Origin of the sequence: uncultured Roseovarius sp. (assembly GCF_963972555.1) — a bacterium.
In the GTDB taxonomy this organism is placed as follows: Bacteria; Pseudomonadota; Alphaproteobacteria; order Rhodobacterales; family Rhodobacteraceae; genus Roseovarius; species Roseovarius mucosus.
In genome coordinates this window covers 304,889-321,534 of the sequence record NZ_CAXAUM010000001.1, presented here as the reverse complement: position 1 = coordinate 321,534, position 16,646 = coordinate 304,889, and the positions used below count along the sequence as shown (strand labels likewise).

8 protein-coding genes are annotated in these 16,646 nt (G+C 67.1%); 1 reads left to right on the top strand and 7 read right to left on the bottom strand.

Translation table 11 applies throughout. The annotated features are described in order from the left end of the window. Nucleotides 1-124: 124 nt before the first annotated feature. The 6 genes from AACZ65_RS01610 to AACZ65_RS01585 form a co-directional block, all read right to left on the bottom strand. Nucleotides 125-784, bottom strand: coding sequence for a 4'-phosphopantetheinyl transferase superfamily protein (locus AACZ65_RS01610; protein ID WP_339667603.1), 660 nt, complete (start codon nt 782-784; stop codon nt 125-127). Then, the gene (locus tag AACZ65_RS01605) at nt 781-5,271 is read right to left on the bottom strand and encodes a MupA/Atu3671 family FMN-dependent luciferase-like monooxygenase (protein ID WP_339667602.1); all 4,491 of its coding nucleotides are present in this window, start codon (nt 5,269-5,271) and stop codon (nt 781-783) included. Before AACZ65_RS01605 ends, AACZ65_RS01610 begins: the two co-directional genes overlap by 4 nt. Continuing rightward, the gene (locus AACZ65_RS01600; RefSeq protein WP_339667601.1) at nt 5,268-6,230 is read right to left on the bottom strand and encodes a glycosyltransferase family 2 protein; all 963 of its coding nucleotides are present in this window, start codon (nt 6,228-6,230) and stop codon (nt 5,268-5,270) included. The genes AACZ65_RS01605 and AACZ65_RS01600 overlap by 4 nt, the downstream gene beginning before the upstream one ends. Further along, the gene (locus AACZ65_RS01595; protein WP_339667600.1) at nt 6,227-12,616 is read right to left on the bottom strand and encodes a beta-ketoacyl synthase N-terminal-like domain-containing protein; all 6,390 of its coding nucleotides are present in this window, start codon (nt 12,614-12,616) and stop codon (nt 6,227-6,229) included. Before AACZ65_RS01595 ends, AACZ65_RS01600 begins: the two co-directional genes overlap by 4 nt. A gap of 105 nt (nt 12,617-12,721) precedes the next feature. Continuing rightward, nucleotides 12,722-14,089: an oligosaccharide flippase family protein gene (locus tag AACZ65_RS01590; protein WP_339667599.1), complete on the bottom strand. Its 1,368-nt coding sequence runs from the start codon at nt 14,087-14,089 to the stop codon at nt 12,722-12,724. Nucleotides 14,090-14,167: 78 nt separating this feature from the next. Next, nucleotides 14,168-15,010: a glycosyltransferase gene (locus tag AACZ65_RS01585; RefSeq protein ID WP_339667631.1), complete on the bottom strand. Its 843-nt coding sequence runs from the start codon at nt 15,008-15,010 to the stop codon at nt 14,168-14,170. A gap of 92 nt (nt 15,011-15,102) precedes the next feature. On the opposite strand from AACZ65_RS01585, the gene epsE reads away from it, so the two are divergent. Next, nucleotides 15,103-16,320, top strand: a complete 1,218-nt coding sequence (gene epsE / locus AACZ65_RS01580; protein ID WP_339667598.1) for an exopolysaccharide biosynthesis GT4 family glycosyltransferase EpsE — start codon at nt 15,103-15,105, stop codon at nt 16,318-16,320. On the opposite strand, the gene AACZ65_RS01575 is transcribed toward epsE, so the two are convergent. Beyond that, on the bottom strand, nt 16,305-16,562 hold the full coding sequence (locus tag AACZ65_RS01575; protein WP_339667597.1) for an accessory factor UbiK family protein: 258 nt from the start codon (nt 16,560-16,562) through the stop codon (nt 16,305-16,307). The two genes, epsE and AACZ65_RS01575, sit on opposite strands and share 16 nt — an antisense overlap. Nucleotides 16,563-16,646 lie beyond the last annotated feature (84 nt).

Here is a 16,646-nt window from a genome sequence, read left to right as displayed (position 1 = left end):
ACCGTCCTGTCAGCCGAATGCCCCCAAACGGCCCTGACAGATTTAAGTCTCAACTTGGCCACAATCTAGCAATCGTGCCACAATTTCGCCACAGGTTATTCATCACGTTCTGGAAACAGAGTGTTCAGAGGCGCGGCAGGGCGACCACGGCGGCGATAATCCCATCCGCCTCGACTATGTGTCCGGCAAAGCGCGTGGCGGGGACAAAGGGCGGGCAAACGGTCAGGAGTTCGGCGGAAAAGCGGTGTGGCCCGTCGAAAGTGACCTCAAGATCGTGGAAGGACAGCAGCCTGCGGATCTGGGCATATTGGGCCTTGTAGGTGGCTTCCTTGGCGCAAAAGAGGCGGCGGGACAGGAGGCCGCCGGCGTCTTGGGCCAAGGCCGCCTGTTCGGCGGGGGTGCAGATTGTGGTCAGGATGTCATCGGGTAGGGGCAGGGCCGGTTCCAGATCAAGGCCAAGTCCGGCCCAGTCCTTGGAATGTCCAAGCAGCGCCAGACAGGTCCCGGCACCGTGGCTGATCGTGCCGGTCACACCCTCGGGCCAGTGCGGCGCGCGGTCGGGGGCCATGGGGATGGCGGCCGGGGCGTGGCCAAGGGCGCCCAAGGCGCGGCGCGCCGCGCGGCGGCCGGCCGCAAATTCACGGCGGCGGTTGGGCACCGCGCGCGCGATGGCGGTGGCCTCCTCTGGCCAGAGGCCGGTTGCTTCGGCGCAAGGATCGCTTGCGGCCAAGGCCAGCCCCTCGGGCAGGCGGGCGCGCAGCGCTGCTATCAGCGCGGCGCTCACCCTTGGCGTGCCGCCCGCATGGCGCGGCGGCGCGCCATGGCATCCGCGCGCGCATCGGCGCGACCGGGGGCCGGAGTCGGGGCCGGGGTGTTGGCGGGGGCGGGCGTCGCATCACCGCGCAATTCCGCCACGCGCGCCGCCAGGGTGGCGAGTTTCGGGCAGCGGAAGATGTCGGTGATGCTGAGCCGGTCGACCGCCAGCGTGCTGCGGATCTCGCGATGCGCCTGCACCGCCAGAAGGGAGTGACCGCCCAGATCGAAGAAGCTGTCCTGCGCGCCAATCTCGGCCACGCCGAGGATTCGCGCCCAGATCGCGGCGATGTCGCGCTCGATCGTATTGGCGGGCGTGACCGGTTTGGGGGCGGCTGCGGGGCGCGGTGCCTTGATTTGGGTCTCTGGCGCGGGCAGCGCCTTGCGGTCCACCTTGCGGTTGGGGGTGAGGGGGAAGTGCTCCAGCACGACGACATGCGCGGGGATCATGTGGGCGGGCAGATGCGTGGCCAGATGGGCGCGCGCCGCCTCTGGTGTGGCCGTGCCGCGCAGATAGGCCACAAGGCGCATGTCGCCGGGGGTATCCTCGCGCGCCAGCACCACCGCTTGCGCAACGCCGGTGCAGCCCTCGAGTGCGGCCTCGATCTCGCCCAGTTCGATGCGGTAGCCGCGCAGCTTCACCTGCGCATCGCCGCGGCCGACGAAATCGAGCCGCCCATCGGCGCGCCAGCGCACCAGATCGCCGGTGCCATAGATGCGCCCGCCCGCACGGAACGGATCGGAGCGGAAGCGGTCGGCTGTCAGGTCGTCGCGCCCGAGATAGCCGGGCGTCACACCGTCGCCGCCAATCCAGAGTTCGCCCGCGATGCCCACCGGCACCGGCTGCATCTCGGGATCGAGGACATAGACCTGCGTATTGGCAATGGGGGTGCCGATGGGGCTGGGGCCGGGGGTGTCCTCGGCGGGGCCGGTGGTGGACCAGATGGTCGTTTCCGTGGGGCCATACATATTGGTCATGCGCGCGCGCGTGACCTGCCGCAACTCCTGCACCAGAGCGCCCGGCAGCGCCTCGCCGCCCAGCATCAGATGCCGCAGCCGACCGAGGGCGTGACGGGATTCTTCGTTCATGGCGATCATGCGTGCCATCGAGGGGGTGCATTGCAGATGCGTCACGCTGTGCCGCAGGATTTGCGCGGCGATGGAAAAATCATCCTCGGGGATAGCCCCCACGCGGTTTGATTGGTCCAGCACGCGCGCCAGCGGGCGCAGACCGTCAAGCACCTGACGCGCGGGGATGCCATAGTCGATGAGGCAGGCCACCTCATCCACGCCGATGCGTTTGAGGCCCTCGACGCGGGCGACGCAATCCTCGACAGTGCCGAAGAGGCCCGAGTCCTCGAAATATCGCTCGAAGGCGAAATCGAGGATGCCGTCGAGTTCCTCTGCGCTGAGCGATCCGAGGTCCAGCTCGAACGGGTTGCTGACACCCTGCGGGCGTTTGAAGGCCGGAAAGGCCCAGGCATATTGCTTGATGAGCCCAGCGGCGGAGCGCAGGTAATCCTTCATCGGCTCGCGGGCCACGCGCCGCGCTTCGTCGCGGGTTTCGGCCACATAGGTATGCAGCATGAGGGTGACGGTAAAGGTATCCGGATCATGCCCGGCCTCGCGCAGGGCGTTGCGGTAGAGGGTGATCTTGCCTGCCACCTCGTCGATGGATTGCCCCAAGAGATGGGTCAGCACATTGGCGCCATGTGCGCCCGCCTCGCGCCATGTTTCGGGGTTGCCGGCGGTTGTGACCCAGACGGGCAGCACCTGCGACACCGGGCGCGGTTGCGTGACGACGCCATGCAGCGTGCCATCGGCGCGGGGAAATTCCACCGTCTCGCCGCGCCAGAGGCGGCGCAGATCGCGGATCGCCTCGAACATGGCGGGCTTGTTGCGGGGCGGCGTGTTCTCGGGGCGCAGGATGAAATCGTCGGGGTGCCAGCCGGAGGCAATGGCGAGCCCTGCGCGCCCGTTGGTGAGGTTGTCGATGACCGCCCATTCCTCGGCAATGCGGGCGGGGTGGTGGAGGGGGGCCACGCAGCTTCCGGCGCGCACGGCGATGTTTTGCGTGACCGCCGCGACGGCGGCCCCCGTCACCGAAGGGTTGGGATAGGGACCGCCAAAGGCGTGAAAATGCCGCTCGGGAGTCCAGACCGCGCAAAATCCGTGGGTGTCGGCGAATTGCGCGCCCTCGAGCAGGGATTTGTATTTGTCGCGCCCCGCGCCATCGTCATTGCCCCAATAGTAAAGGCTGAACTGCATGCCCCGGTCGGAGGTGGCCAGTTGCCCCGAGGAGACCAGCGCGCGGCTTTCGTCGCCGCTGAGGACGAGCGTGTAACCGCGCGCGAGCGTGTAGAAGAGTTCGAGCACGGAGATGTCGAAATTGAGGCTGGTCACGGCGAGCCAGACCGCCCCCGGTTCGGCCGGGATACGGTCATCCATCCCGGCAAAGAAATTGGCGACGTTGCGATGCGTGACCATCACGCCCTTGGGGCGGCCGGTCGAGCCGGAGGTATAGATCACATAGGCCAGATCATCGGGACCTGCGAAGCCGTCAACCTGTGCGTCGGGGGCATCGCTCATGCGCGGTTCGGTGTCGAGCATGAGGGTCTGTGCGGTCTGCGGCAGGGTATGGGCGACGTCAGAGCGGGTCACGACCACGCGCGCGGCGCTGTCGTCGAGATAGAGCGCCAGGCGTTCGGCGGGATAGGCCGGGTCCATCGGCACATAGGCCCCGCCTGCCTTCCATATTGCCAAGGCGGCGGCGATCATATCGGCAGAGCGCGGCAGGCAGAGGCCCACCAGCACGCCTGGGCCGACACCCATTTGCCGCAGCACATGGGCGATGCGGTTGGCGCGGGCGTCAAGCGCGGCATAGGTGAGGGTTTCGGCCTCGAAGACCACGGCGCGGGCATGGGGGGTCCTGGCGATCTGGGTGGCGATCAGGCGGTGCAGGGGGCGGGCGTCATAGGCCGTATCAGTGCGGTTCCACGCCTCGACGACCATGCGGCGCTCGGCCTCGGGCATGGGGGCGGTGTCGCCCTTTGCCAGGGCTTCGAGCCGCCGCGCGAGAAGGTCGGCCATGGCGGGCGAAAGGCGTGCGGCGTCATAGACCAGCGTGGGGCTGTCGGCGAGGTCGATGGTCAGCACCGTGCCGGGGATAAGGCCGCGCCCCGCGACACGCAGCCCGATATGCGGCGTCTGCGCGGCATCAAGGGCCGGGTCACGGGCGAAAAGATCTAGCGCGAAGGCGCCGCGCGCCTCGGCCTCGGGGAGAGCGCGGGGCAGGTCCGCGACGGCAACCGGCACCCAGGGGCAGACATGGCCGGGGGCATGGGCCGCCTCGACCGTGGCCCCGGCATAGGCGAGATGCGTGCCCTCTTCGCCGCCCAGACGCGTGGCCCAGAGGCTGATCGCGCCGAGCGCGTCGTCGGGCAGGGCAAGCGGGCGGCGTTCCTCAACACCGGCGCCACCGCCCAGTGGCAGGGTGATGGGGTGCATGTCGCGCAGGCTGCGCCGCCAGTAGCCGTCCTGCGGTGCGAGCCGTGTCAGAAGGTCTGTGACGGGATGAGTGGACAGGACCGACCCAACGGCGATGCCTGCGAGGGGTGCCGCGCCGCCATCGGGCCCGGTCAGGGCGCTGAGCCGCAGCGCGCCCGCGCCCGTGGCCACGGTGAGGCGCGCGCCCTCGACCGAGAGCACCACGCCCGGCGCGCCGCTGCCCGGCACCACCTCGGCCCGGCCCACAAGCAGCACGCGGTCGCGCGCGATGATCCGTGCCCGGTTGAGCGGGTTGGCATAGCCGCCGTGATCGAGGGCGCGCACCAGTCGTGCCAGCGTCTCGGCGGCTTGGGTGAAATCGAGGCAGAGCCCCTCGGGGCGCTGGTCACGGGCGAAATAGCTGCGCGCGCCAAGGTCCTGGGTCTGGGCTGTCACGGCGCCCTGTTCGAGGGCGGTGATCACATCGGGAAAGCTGTCGAGCGCTGCGGCGTAGCATTTGGCGTTGAGGGTAAAGGCGGTTTCATCCCCCGAAATGTCCACCATGCGCTGAGTGATGATGCGCCCTTCGTCCACCCCGCCTTCGATCAGGTGCCAAGTGATGCCGTGACATTCCTCGCCGTTCAGAATGGCCCAGACCGGGGCGTTGAGACCGGCGTAGCGCGGCAGCGGGCCGTCGTGGAAATTGACCGCGCCGCGCGTTGCGCGCGCCAGCACGGATTGCGGCAAGAGATCGAGATTGGCAATGGAGAGGAGCCAATCGCCGGTGAGATCGCCTAGACGCTCGGCCAGACCGGGACCGGGGGGCACGACGCGCAGGCCCTTGCCCTCGGCCCAAGCGGCCACATCCGCGTGGCGGGTGATCACCGCCGTGATGCCGTGTCCGCGCGCGAGCCATGTCTCGCCACACTGAAGGGCGAGGGATTCGTTGCCGATCAAGAGGGCCTGCATCATGGCTTGATCCTTTTTTGCCGGTTCAGCGCCGCGCCAAGATCGCCCAGCACCAGATCGCGCAGGAAATAGGGTGGGTTGCCTGCGCCCTTGCGCCGCAGGAGCCGCCAGAGCGTGCCAAGCCCGGCGCCCAGCAGATGCGCCAGCGTGACAAGGGCGAGATAGGCGGCACCGTGGTTCTTGGTGAAATAATAGCGGCGCGAGGCGAACCAATAGGCGGGCACGCGGCCCCACCCTTTCATCCCCGTACTGACCGAGCCGATATGTTCTACCCGGCTATCCGCCACGAAATCGGTGCGCCAGCCCGCGCGCGCGGCGCGCAGGCAGAGATCAGTTTCCTCGAAATAGAGAAAGAACCGTTCGTCAAAGCCGCCGATTTCGTCAAGCACGTCCTGGCGGATCATCAGGCTGGCCCCGGCCACCCAATCGACGGTTCGCGTGGTCTGGGGCACGGGCAGCGGCACGGTATGGGCGTGCAGGAGGCGGCTGATGGGGCCGATCCGCGCGGCCCCCTCAAATTCGCCCAAGGCAGAGGGAAAGCGGAAGCAGGTGACATGGGCCACGCCATCGGGGCCGTGGATATGGCTGCCTGCAAGGCCGGTTTTGGGATGCGTTTCGAGATGATCCACAAGTGCCGCAATGGCCTCCGGGGCGGGAAAGGCATCGGAATTGAGGATATAGACGTAATCGGGGCGCGTGCCGTCGCTGAGACCGGCGCGCATGCCGGCGTTGTTGCCTGCGCCAAAGCCGCCGTTATGCCCCGCCTGCACCACGCGCACGCGGTCCCAATCGGCGGTGGCCTTTTGCATGGTCTCGAACGAGCCGTCGCCGGAGTCGTTGTCCACCAGCACGATCTCGCCTGCGATGCCCTGCATGGCGCGGTGGGCGGCGCGGGCGGCCTTGACGCTCATGTCCGGCGTGCGCCAGTTGAGGACGATGGTGAGGACGCGGGGAACGGTCATTCCGCCGCCTCGCGGTGTTCCGGGGCAGCTTGAATGGCCTCGGCCGTCTCGATCACCCGGCGCAGGCGCGCGGCCAGCACCCGCACATTGGGCTCAAGCACCATCGAGTCGTGTGTGCCGGGCACCTCTGTCACCTGCACCTGCGGGGCAAAGCCCGCCCAGTCATTGTCGGGCAGGACATAGGCGCGCTCGCTGCTGACCCAACGCCCCTCGGACACCTGCCATTTGCCCACCAGTGGCGGGCGGAAGAGATGCAGCGCGCCCGCCCATGGGCGGACCTGATATTTGGCGATGGCGCGGTAAAAGGCGGCCTCGATGGCGCTGTCGTGGAAGTGATGCGTGTCGGTCTCTGCCTGCGCTTTGGGGCGGCGTTTGGTGATTTCCCATGCGATCCGCCGCGCCGCCCAGTGCAGGGGATAGAGCGGGCCGCCGGATCTGAGCTCCTGCCATTGGATCATCAGCCGGTCGCGGCGCGAGAGGGGGCGGCGCTGTGGCAGCGGCGTGTCGAGCATCACGATCAGCGCCACCTCTTCGCCCGCCGCGCGCAATTGCTGCGCCATCTCATAGGCGGTGATGCCGCCACCCGAAAACCCACCCAAGAGATAGGGGCCGTGCGGCTGCACCTGCCGCAGTTCGGCGATCATGTCGCGCGCGGCCTCTGTCAGATCGTCATGAGGGGCAGCGCCGCCATAGAGGCCGCGCGCCTGAAGCCCGTAAAAGGGACGATCCTCGCCCAGGAGATGCGCCAGATGGCGAAGGTTGAGCACATTGCCGAACATGCCCGCAACGAGGAAGAAGGGCGTCTTTGGTCCACCTTCGCCCCGGTGCATCGGCACGAGATGGGTAAAGCGGCGCTGTGGTTCCTGTGGTGAGGGCGCGTCCTGTCCCGCCTCTTGCGGGCCAATCTGGGCCTCGATCAGCGCGGCGCAGGCGCGGATCGTGGGGGCCTCGAAGAGGACCGAGATGGGCAGATCGACGCGATAGGCCTTGCGGATCATGCCAAAGAGGCGGACGGCGATCAGGGAATGACCGCCTAGGTCGAAGAAGGAATCCTCGACCCCGACCTGCTCGAGCCCCAGAAGTTCGGACCAGAAGCCCGCAAGGCGGGTCTCGATCTCGCCCTCGGGGGCGGTGAAATCGCTGTCGAGATCAGGGCGTTCAAAGCGGTGTCCGGTCGTGTCTGTGCCGCGCGCGCCCGCCTCTGCCTGTGCGATGAGCGCGGGCAGGTCGAGCGAGGAGATGAGGATTTGCGGGGCAGGCTGTGCCAGCGCGCGGCGAAAGGCCTCGGCCCCCTCATTGGGGCGGATACCTTCGCGCAGGGCGTGGCGTAGGCGCTCTTCGGCGGGGCTTGTGGGGGCGCTCTCGGTCTGGCCCTCGAAGCGGATTTCGCTGGGACGTGGTGGGGTCAGGGCGAGGCCGCCCACCTGTTTGCGGATGGCGAAATCGGTGATCTCGATCAGCACCCGGCCTGCGGCATCGCAAAGCGTGATGTCAAAGCGCGCGGTTTCATCGCTGGCGCGGTTCTGGGCGGCGTTGCGGATATGAGACCAGACATCGGCCCCCAAGGGCGCGTGGACGCTGAGCGATCCGTAGGACATGGGCACCCAGAGATCGGAGCCGTCATAGCCCGCAATCAGCCCCATGGCCCAGCCGGTCGCGATATCCATCAACGCGGGGTGCAGGAGATAGCCCGCCGCCAGATCGGCTTGCGCGCTCTCTGGCAGGGCCAGATGCGCGAGACCCTCGCCGGTGCCCAGACCCATGGTGCGCAACACGCGCCAGCGCGGGCCAAACGCAAGATGCGCCTCTTGCGGCGCGGCGAGGGCGGTGTCGCCCGCCTCTTGCCAGTCTTGCATACGGTTACGTATGGAATCAAGATCGAGTGCCGCAGGAGGGGTGAGTGGCAAGAGGCTCAACCCCGCCTCGGCCAGTGTGACCCAGCCTTGCCGTCCGGCCTGCGCATGATCACCCTCGATCCGCGCGGCATAGCCGGTGTCGTTTCGGGTCAGGGTGAGGCGCATGTCGCGGCTGCCGCCCTCGGGCATGTCAAAGGCGCGCAGGAACCACAGATCGCGGATTTCAAACGGGCCATCCTCGCCCTGCTCGCGCAGGGCCTCGGCCAGAAGCTCCAGATAGCCGGTGCCCGGCAAGAGCGCCTGACCGGATTTGGTGCGGTGCTGATCGAAGACCCAAAGCCCGGCGTCATAGCGTGCGTGAAAGAGCCGGTTGCCATTCGCGTCATGGCTGCTCTCTTGCACCAAGGGGGACTGCACCGGCAGGCGTGGGGCGGTGAGTGTTTCGCCGCGTTGCTGCGCCACAGCCTCGGCGGCCATGCCGACCTCGGACCAGATGCCCCAGTTGAGGGCAACCACACGGGTCTTGTCGCCCATGCGGCTGCGCGCATAGGCGTTGAGATATTCATTGGCGGCGACGTAATCCACCTGTCCCGCCGGGGCGGTGGCGGTGGAGGAAGAGGAAAAGAGCACGAGCCAGTCGAGCGTGCCATCGGGAAACACCTCGTCCAGCACCTGCGTGCCGTGGATTTTCGGGGTGAATACATCCTCGATCGTGTCGGGGCCTTTGCCGAGGAGCGGCGCGTCCTTGATCACGCCTGCGGCATGGATGACACCGGCGAGCGCGCTAAAGCGGGCCTCGATTTCCGCGCGGGCGGATTGCATATCCTCGATGTTGCTGACATCGCCGGCCACGACCATGACCTGACCGCCCAGACCTTCGAGCCGTTCGACCGCAGCGATGCGGCGGGCCAGCGGATCGCCTGCGCCGCGTGTGGCCATCACGCGCGGCCAGTCGGCGCGGGGCGGCAGCGGGCGGCGTGCCATGAGGACGATCTTGGCCTTTGAGCGCGTGATCAGATCCTCGGCCAAGGTCAGGCCGATGCCGCCAAAGCCGCCGGTGATGAGCACGGTCTGGCCCTCTGCCAGCGGCGTGTCAGCGGGCAGGAGCGGGGCCGTGCGCCAGCCAGCCTCGTAGCGCCGCGCGCCGCGCAGCGCCGCGACATGGTTGCGGGGGGGCTGCATCAGATCCTCGAGCACCTGCGTCACAAGGGCGGCATCGGGGCCGCGCGCGGGCAGGACCAGATCAAGGCTGGCCGCCGTTACCCCCGGCAGTTCATGGGGGATCACCCTGAGCGGGCCCATGAGCGTGGCCTTGGAGGGGTCGCGCAATCCCTCGTCGCGAAGCTGCGCCGCGCCATTCGTGAGGGCGGTGATGTGCAGCGGGGCGGAGAGCCCTTCATCCGCCATGGCCTGCGCGAGAAAGAGCAGGCTGTAAAAGCCCTGTTCCTGGACACGGTGGAAGAAGCTCGATCCGGGGCGATGGCGGGCGTCTTGTGTGACCAGCCAGAAATGCGCGATGCGACTGGGCAGACGGCCTTCGGCGCTGAGCGCGCGGATGAGGGCATCATAGCCCTCGCGCCCGCGTTCGGGCGACAGGGCATAGCGCCCCGGCGCGAGCTGAGCAAAGGCATCGCCTGCCGTTACATACGTCACCGTATGTTTTGCGGATTCCAGCCGCTTGCCCACGGCCGCCGCAAGCCCGCTGTCGTCTTCGAAGATCAGCCATGTCTCGGGCGGCAGTGCTGCTAGATCGGCATCGCTGGCAATTTCGACCTCGGCCAGATGGGGCCGCCATTGGGGCAGGTAGCCCCAGTCGGTCAGATCGTCGCGGCGCGTTGGCCAGTCGTCTGAACGCGTGTCGCGCGTCGTGCCGGGGGCGATGAAATAGGGTTTGTGCTGAAAGGCGTAAGAGGGCAGCGGCACGCGGGTGCGCCGCGCCTCGCCCCAGATCTGATCCCAGTCGATCTCGACGCCCACCGCCCACATCCGCGCCAGCATCGCCATGAAATAGGCATCGTCGGCGATGCTATCCTCGGGGTGGCGCAGGGTGCTGATGACCTGATTGGCGCTGATAGCACCGTGGGCTTGGGCGAGCGAGGCCAGCGCCTTGCCCGGCCCAACCTCGAGAAAAACCCGCTTGCCGCCCTCGGCCAGGCGCCCCAGCCCATCGGCGAAATGGACCGTGTTGCGCAGATGGCCGACCCAATAGGCGGGGTCGGTCGCCTCGGCCGCTGTGAGGTAATCGCCGGTGCGGTTGGACAGGATCGGGATTTGCGGGGCGTTGAGGGGGATGGAGTGCAGGTAGTCGCCAAAGCGGGTCAGGATCGGTTCCAGCATCCGCGAATGGGCGGCGATGTCGATGGGAATGCGCGTGGTCTCGATCCCCGCCTCGGCCAGACGCGCCGCCAGATCATCGAGTGCGGCCTGCGGGCCAGAGGCCACGCTGAGCCCCGGCGCATTGACCGCCGCGATGTCGAGGGTCTCGCCCAGCCAGGGGCGCAGCGCCTCGGCTGAGAGAGGCACGCTGAGCAGGCCGCCCTTGGGCACGCTGTCGAAGAGTTGCCCGCGCAGATGCACCAGCCCGATGCAATCCTCGAAGCCCATCACGCCCGCGAGACAGGCGGCGGTATTCTCGCCCATGGAATGACCGATGAGGGCGGCGGGGGTCACACCCCAGCTCTGCCACAACTGCGCCAGCGCGTATTCGGTGATCATGATCAGCGGCAATTGCACCGAAGGCTGTTTCAGCCGCTCGGCGGCGGTGGCCATATCGGCGGGGGCAGGCAGCCAGAGGGCGCGGATGTCGTAATCGAGTTTGGGTTGCAGCACCGCAAGGCCACGATCCATCCATTCGGCAAAGACCGGCTCTGTCTCGTAAAGATCGCGCGCCATGCCCGCATATTGCGCGCCGCCGCCGGGGAACATGAAGACGACCTCGGGGGCGTCGAGCGCCTCATGGGTAAAGACGCGGCGCGGATCGCCTTTCTCCAAGAGCGTTGCCGCCTCTTCATGGCTGGCGGCCACCACGACGCGGCGGCGTTCGAAGGCGCGGCGACCTTGCTTGAGCGTCCAGGCCACATCGGCCAAGTCCTGCTCGGGGTGGTTGCGCAGATGGGCGGCAAGGCGGGCGGAATTTGCGTCCAGCGCCGCCTTGGAGCGGGCGGAGATCACGAGCGGCTGAAAGGGCCAATCGCTGGCCTCGGGCGCGGCGCGCGCGGGGGGTTCTTCGAGAACCACATGCGCATTGGTGCCGCCCACGCCCAGCGAATTCACGCCTGCGCGGCGGGGGTGATCGCGGCGCGGCCAAGCGCTGAGCCGGTCATTGACCGCAAAGGGGCTGCCGTCAAAGGCAATCGCCGGATTGGGCGCCTCATAGCCCAGGGAGGGCGGCATTTGCCCGTGATAGACCGCCAGCGTCGCCTTGATCAGGCTGGCCACGCCCGCCGCCGTGTCGAGATGGCCGATGTTGGTCTTGACGCTGCCGATGCGGCAGAAATCGACCGCTTGGGTGGTTTCGCGAAAGGCTTGGGTGAGGGCGGCGACCTCGATGGGATCGCCAAGGTATGTGCCGGTGCCGTGACATTCGACGTAATCGACGGTCTCGGCAGAGATGCCCGCCACGGCCTGCGCCTCGGCCACTGCTGCCGCCTGACCGTCCACGGAGGGCGCGAGATACCCCGCCTTGGCCGCGCCGTCATTGTTGACGGCAGAGCCCTTGATCACGCCCCAGATGTGATCGCCATCGGCAACCGCATCCGACAGCCGCCGCAGCACCACGACGCCCGCGCCAGAGCCAAAGACCGTGCCTTGGGCGCGGTGGTCAAACGCGTGACATTCGCCATCGGGCGACAGGATCTCACCCTCTTTGTAGAGATAGCCGCGCCCCTGTGGCAGCTCGATCGTGACACCGCCCGCGAGCGCCATGTCGCATTCGCCATTGAGCAGCGATTGCGCCGCCACATGCACCGCAACGAGCGAGGTGGAACAGGCGGTTTGCAAGCCGAGGCTTGGCCCCTTGAGGTCGAGGATATGGCTGAGCCGGGTGGTCAGGAAATCCTTGTCATTGCCGGTGTGGCGCAAGAGGAACATGCCTACATCGTCCACGAGGTCGCGGTTGGAGCAGAGGTTGAAGTAGAAATAGCTGCCCATGCCGCAGCCTGCGAAAACGCCGATGGAGCCGGGGAAATGTTCGGGCGGGTGCCCTGCATCCTCGAGCGCCTCCCACGCCACCTCCAGAAAGCGGCGGTGCTGCGGGTCGAGGATCGCGGCCTCTTTGGGGCCAAAGCCGAAGAACTCGGCATCGAACATCTCGAATCCGTCGAGAGGGGCGGCATAGGGCACGTAATCGGGGCGGCGGATCATCTGCGCAGGCTCGCCCGCAGCCAGCAATTCGGCCTCGGACATGCGGCGGATGGCGCGGTGCCCGGCGCATAGGTTTTGCCAATACTCCGAGACGCTCCGCGCGCCGGGAAGGTGCGCGGCCATGCCGACAATGGCAATCTCGGTGCCGTCGGGCGACGGTTGGGTCATGTCATCCGCCATCAAATCCAATGCTCAAATCATACCGGGTGCAGCATCGCCCGACAATGCGACTGTTTTGCGGCACACCCTTGGCGATATTGGTGTTTTCGCCCCTCACCAGCCCGAGAGCCGTGCCAGATCGACAAGCGCCGCGCCATTGAGCCAGAGCGCCAGCGTCGCCAAGCCAAGACCCAAGGCGGCCATGCCTGCGTCATGCACCGGGTCCCAGGCCCGCATATGCCGCGCGAGCCAGACCACCACCGGATAGGCCAGAACCATCGCCGCGCCATAGCCCAAGAGCGCCCCCAGAAGGCCACCCCATTCGAGACCGAGCAGGAGGGCCACGATCATCGCGGCCGCCTTGGCCAGCGTCAAAAGGAAGAACCGCCGCGAATCCCCTGCGGCAAGCGAGGCCTGATCATAGGTCATCACGATGATCTGCGGCAGTTGCATCAGTGCCATCAGCACCACCACAGCCCCTGCCATGGCGTAGCGGTCGTCATACATGATCCCCACCAGCCAGACGCCAAGGAGGGCAAATCCGGCCGACAGCGCCATCAGCCCGCCCGTGACCGCAAAGCGCATGCGCCGCAGCTTGGCGAAATTGGCGGCGCTCTCATGCGGGGGCAGTTCGCGGTAAATCGGGATGAGCAGGCGCCATGTCAGCATATGGCCCAAGAGCATGGGAAAGGAGGCAAGGAAGAAGCCGATGTTATAGACGCCGAAGACATCGAAGCTGAGGTATTTGCCCAAGATCAGTTTGTCCGCCTGATTGAAGAGAAAACCGCAGATGGTGCTGAGGAAGATCCATTTCCCGAAATGGATGAGCTCCGAGGCCGCCAGCCGTTCCCAGCCCATCCGGTTCGAGGCCCCCGGCAGGAAGAGCCAGAAGAGCACCAGCGCCACGCCCGCGCTGAGCACGCCCGACACGACCAACGCCCAGACCGAATGCCACCACCATGCCAGCGCCACGGCCACGAGGATGCCGGTGATCTGAACGGCGAATTCGATCACCGTCACCCGCCCCCAGCGCAGATGCCGCTTGGCGGTATCGAGGGCCGTGGGGTTGAACCCGGTGATCAAGAGCGACAGCCCCGCCACCGGCAAAAGCTGCAACAGGAGCGGTTCGTCGTAGATCACCGCCACGGGCCATGCCAGCGCACAGGCCACAAGCCAGAGGCCCACGCCGCGCAGGGCCTGAATGGTCCAGGCGGTGTTGAGGAAGGCGGGATCGTCGCCCCGTTTGCTCTGCATGATGGCGGGGCTGACGCCCACGTCGGAGAATTGCATGAGGCCCTGGATGATGACGGATACAATGGCCATCAGGCCGAAGGCTTCGGGGAAGAGGAGGCGGGCCAAGATGAGGTTCGACGCAAGGCGCAGGACCTGCGCCCCGCCAAAGCCCGCGACAGTCAGCGCCGAGGAGCGCAGCGCCCGTGCCAAGAGGCCGTCGCCCGTGAATATCGCCCTGACGCGTTGCATGGTAGCCTTTACTCCGTTGCCGTTACTTGCCCAAGGTTTACGGCAATTTCACGACCGTTCCATTGAAATTTCAGGCAATTACCGGCCCCGCGTCCAGTCTGCGCCGCCGCGCCGCGCGCGGACCATGAGTGCCACGATGACATAGGCGAGAAAGCCCAGAGGCGCGCGCAGGGCGGCGCGCAGCACCCATCCCGGCCCACTGGGCCGCGTGTCGTCATTGGCCAAGAGCGCCGGGTAGTGGCGCGCAATCTCGGCCACGCCTGCATCCTGCCTGCGTCGCACCCGGACAAGTGCGCTGGCCCCTTCGACGATGGGCCACGCATAGCGCGCGGGCACCGCGTGGCGCTCGTGTGGGGCAAAGTTCAGTCGGGCAAAGGTATCGTCCGAGATGATCCCCGGCCAATCGCCCCAGCGCGCGCGCCCGGCGCGGTTCACGGCGAAGAGGCCGCAACCGGGCACGCCATGGTGAAAGAAGGGCACCTGGCGGTAAAACCCCGCATAAAGGCGGCTGAAGGCGCTGCGCGGTGTGGGAATCACGACCTGACCGCTGGCATAGCCCGGTTCCGGGCAATCAAGCGCCTCGGTGATCTGGCGCAGCAGCGGGGGCGAGACAAGGACATCGGCATCGAGATAGGCCAGCACCTTGCCGCGTGCTGCCGCCTCGCCTGCGCTCAATGCGCCGGGTTTGCCGCCCTGCGGCAGGTCGAGCACGGTGAGCGTCCAGTCGCGCGCCGCTGCACGGCAGGCTGTGGCCTCGGCCACGGTCGCATCCTGACAGCCATTGGCCACGACGATCACCTCGGCGCCGCCCGCCACCGGGTCCGAGGCGAAGAGGGCATGCAGGCAATCCCCGATCATCCCCGCCTCGTTGTGGGCGGGAATGATGACGCTGAGCCGGGGCATGGTTTTGTCGGTCAACAGAGGGTTTCCAAATCGGTGGCCCGCCAGCCTGTCCTGAGCCTGCGCGGCATGCTAGACCTTATCCGACAAACTGGCGGCAAGCGGAACCGAAAATGCCTGATCCCCTAAACCTTGGCTATCTCGTGCCTCAGTTTCCGGGGCAGACGCATATTTTCTTTTGGCGCGAGATTGCGGATCTGGAACGGTTGGGGGGTGTGCCGCATCTTTTCAGCACGCTGCCGCCGCCGCCCGGTCTGGTCTCGCATGACTGGTCCGAGGCGGCCGTGGCGCGCACGACCTATCTGGGGCGGCCAACGCCCGGTCATGCGCTATCCGGCCTGCTGAACGCGCCGTGGTCCGCGATCCTGCGTGAGCGGCAGGGGGGTGAATTTTTAAAGGATGTGCTGATCTGCCTGCCGGCGGCGCGGGCGCTGATGGCGGCGTGTCGCGCGCGGGGGATTGGCCATGTGCATGCCCATTCCTGCGGGCGGGCCGCACTCATCTGTGCGCTGGCGCGGCTGATGGGGGGGCCAAGCTATAGCCTGACGCTGCATGGGGCGCTGTCGGATTATGGCCCCGGCCAGGGATTCAAGTGGCGGCATGCCAGCTTTGCCACGATCATCACGCATAAACTCATGGCTGAAATGCGCGAGGTTATCGGCCCTGATTTGCCCGCCGATGTGCGGGTGCAGCCGATGGGCGTGGATACCGAGGATTTCAAGCGCGATACGCCCTATCAGCCGCCCATGCCCGGCGCGGCCCTGCGGCTATTTTCCTGCGGGCGTTTGCACCGGGTCAAGGGGCATGAGGATTTGCTGAGCGCCCTGCGCCTGCTCTTGGATCGCGGGATCGCGGTGGAGTTGGATATCGCGGGCGAGGATGATGCGGGCGGTGCTGGCTATCGCGCCGAATTGCAGGCGCATCTGGAGGCGCTTGATCTGGGCGCGCATGCGCGGCTCTTGGGGGCCATAGGCGGAACGGAGGTGCGGCGGCACCTGCTGGCGGCGGATGTGTTCGTGCTGGCCAGTTGGCACGAGCCGCTGGGTGTGGCCTATATGGAGGCGATGGCCTGTGGTGTGCCGACGATTGGCACGGATGCAGGCGGGGTGCGGGAATTGATCGACCATGGCGAAAGCGGCATTCTGGTGCCGTCGAAATCGCCCGAGGCCCTGGCCGATGCGATTGCAGGACTTGCCGCTGATCCAGACCTCTGCGAGCGCCTGTCAGAGGCTGGGCGCGCGCGGGTGGTGCGCGCTTTCCGCTCGTCGCAAGGGGCGGAGACGCTGATCGCAGGCGCGCGCCGGGCCTTGGCGGATCAGCCCTTGTTGTGACCGCCGCGCAGGTCGAGCGCATCGAGGCGCGCCTTGAGCGCTTCGTTTTCCTCGCGGGCCTTTTGCGCCATGGCGCGCACGGCGTCGAATTCTTCGCGCGTGACGAAATCGCGATCGGCAAGCCAGCGGTCGATCAGGGATTTCATCGCGGTCTCGGCCTCGGCCCGCGCGCCCTGGGCCACGCCCATGGCATTGGTCATCAACTGGCTGATATCGTCGAGCACTTTGTTACGGGTCTGCATCGGTTTCTCCGGCGTTACACTTGGTCTCTTATATGTGTCTGTGGGACCGGATCACAAGGTTGACTTGGCCGGGGCGCGCGGGCA

Excerpts from the sequence above, each read along its gene's own strand:
- AACZ65_RS01590 (WP_339667599.1), bottom strand. The coding sequence starts at position 14,089 with ATGCAACGCGTCAGGGCGATATTCACGGGCGACGGCCTCTTGGCACGG.
- AACZ65_RS01595 (WP_339667600.1), bottom strand. The coding sequence starts at position 12,616 with ATGACCCAACCGTCGCCCGACGGCACCGAGATTGCCATTGTCGGCATG.
- epsE (WP_339667598.1), top strand. The coding sequence starts at position 15,103 with ATGCCTGATCCCCTAAACCTTGGCTATCTCGTGCCTCAGTTTCCGGGG.
- AACZ65_RS01600 (WP_339667601.1), bottom strand. The coding sequence starts at position 6,230 with ATGACCGTTCCCCGCGTCCTCACCATCGTCCTCAACTGGCGCACGCCG.
- AACZ65_RS01575 (WP_339667597.1), bottom strand. The coding sequence starts at position 16,562 with ATGCAGACCCGTAACAAAGTGCTCGACGATATCAGCCAGTTGATGACC.
- AACZ65_RS01605 (WP_339667602.1), bottom strand. The coding sequence starts at position 5,271 with ATGATGCAGGCCCTCTTGATCGGCAACGAATCCCTCGCCCTTCAGTGT.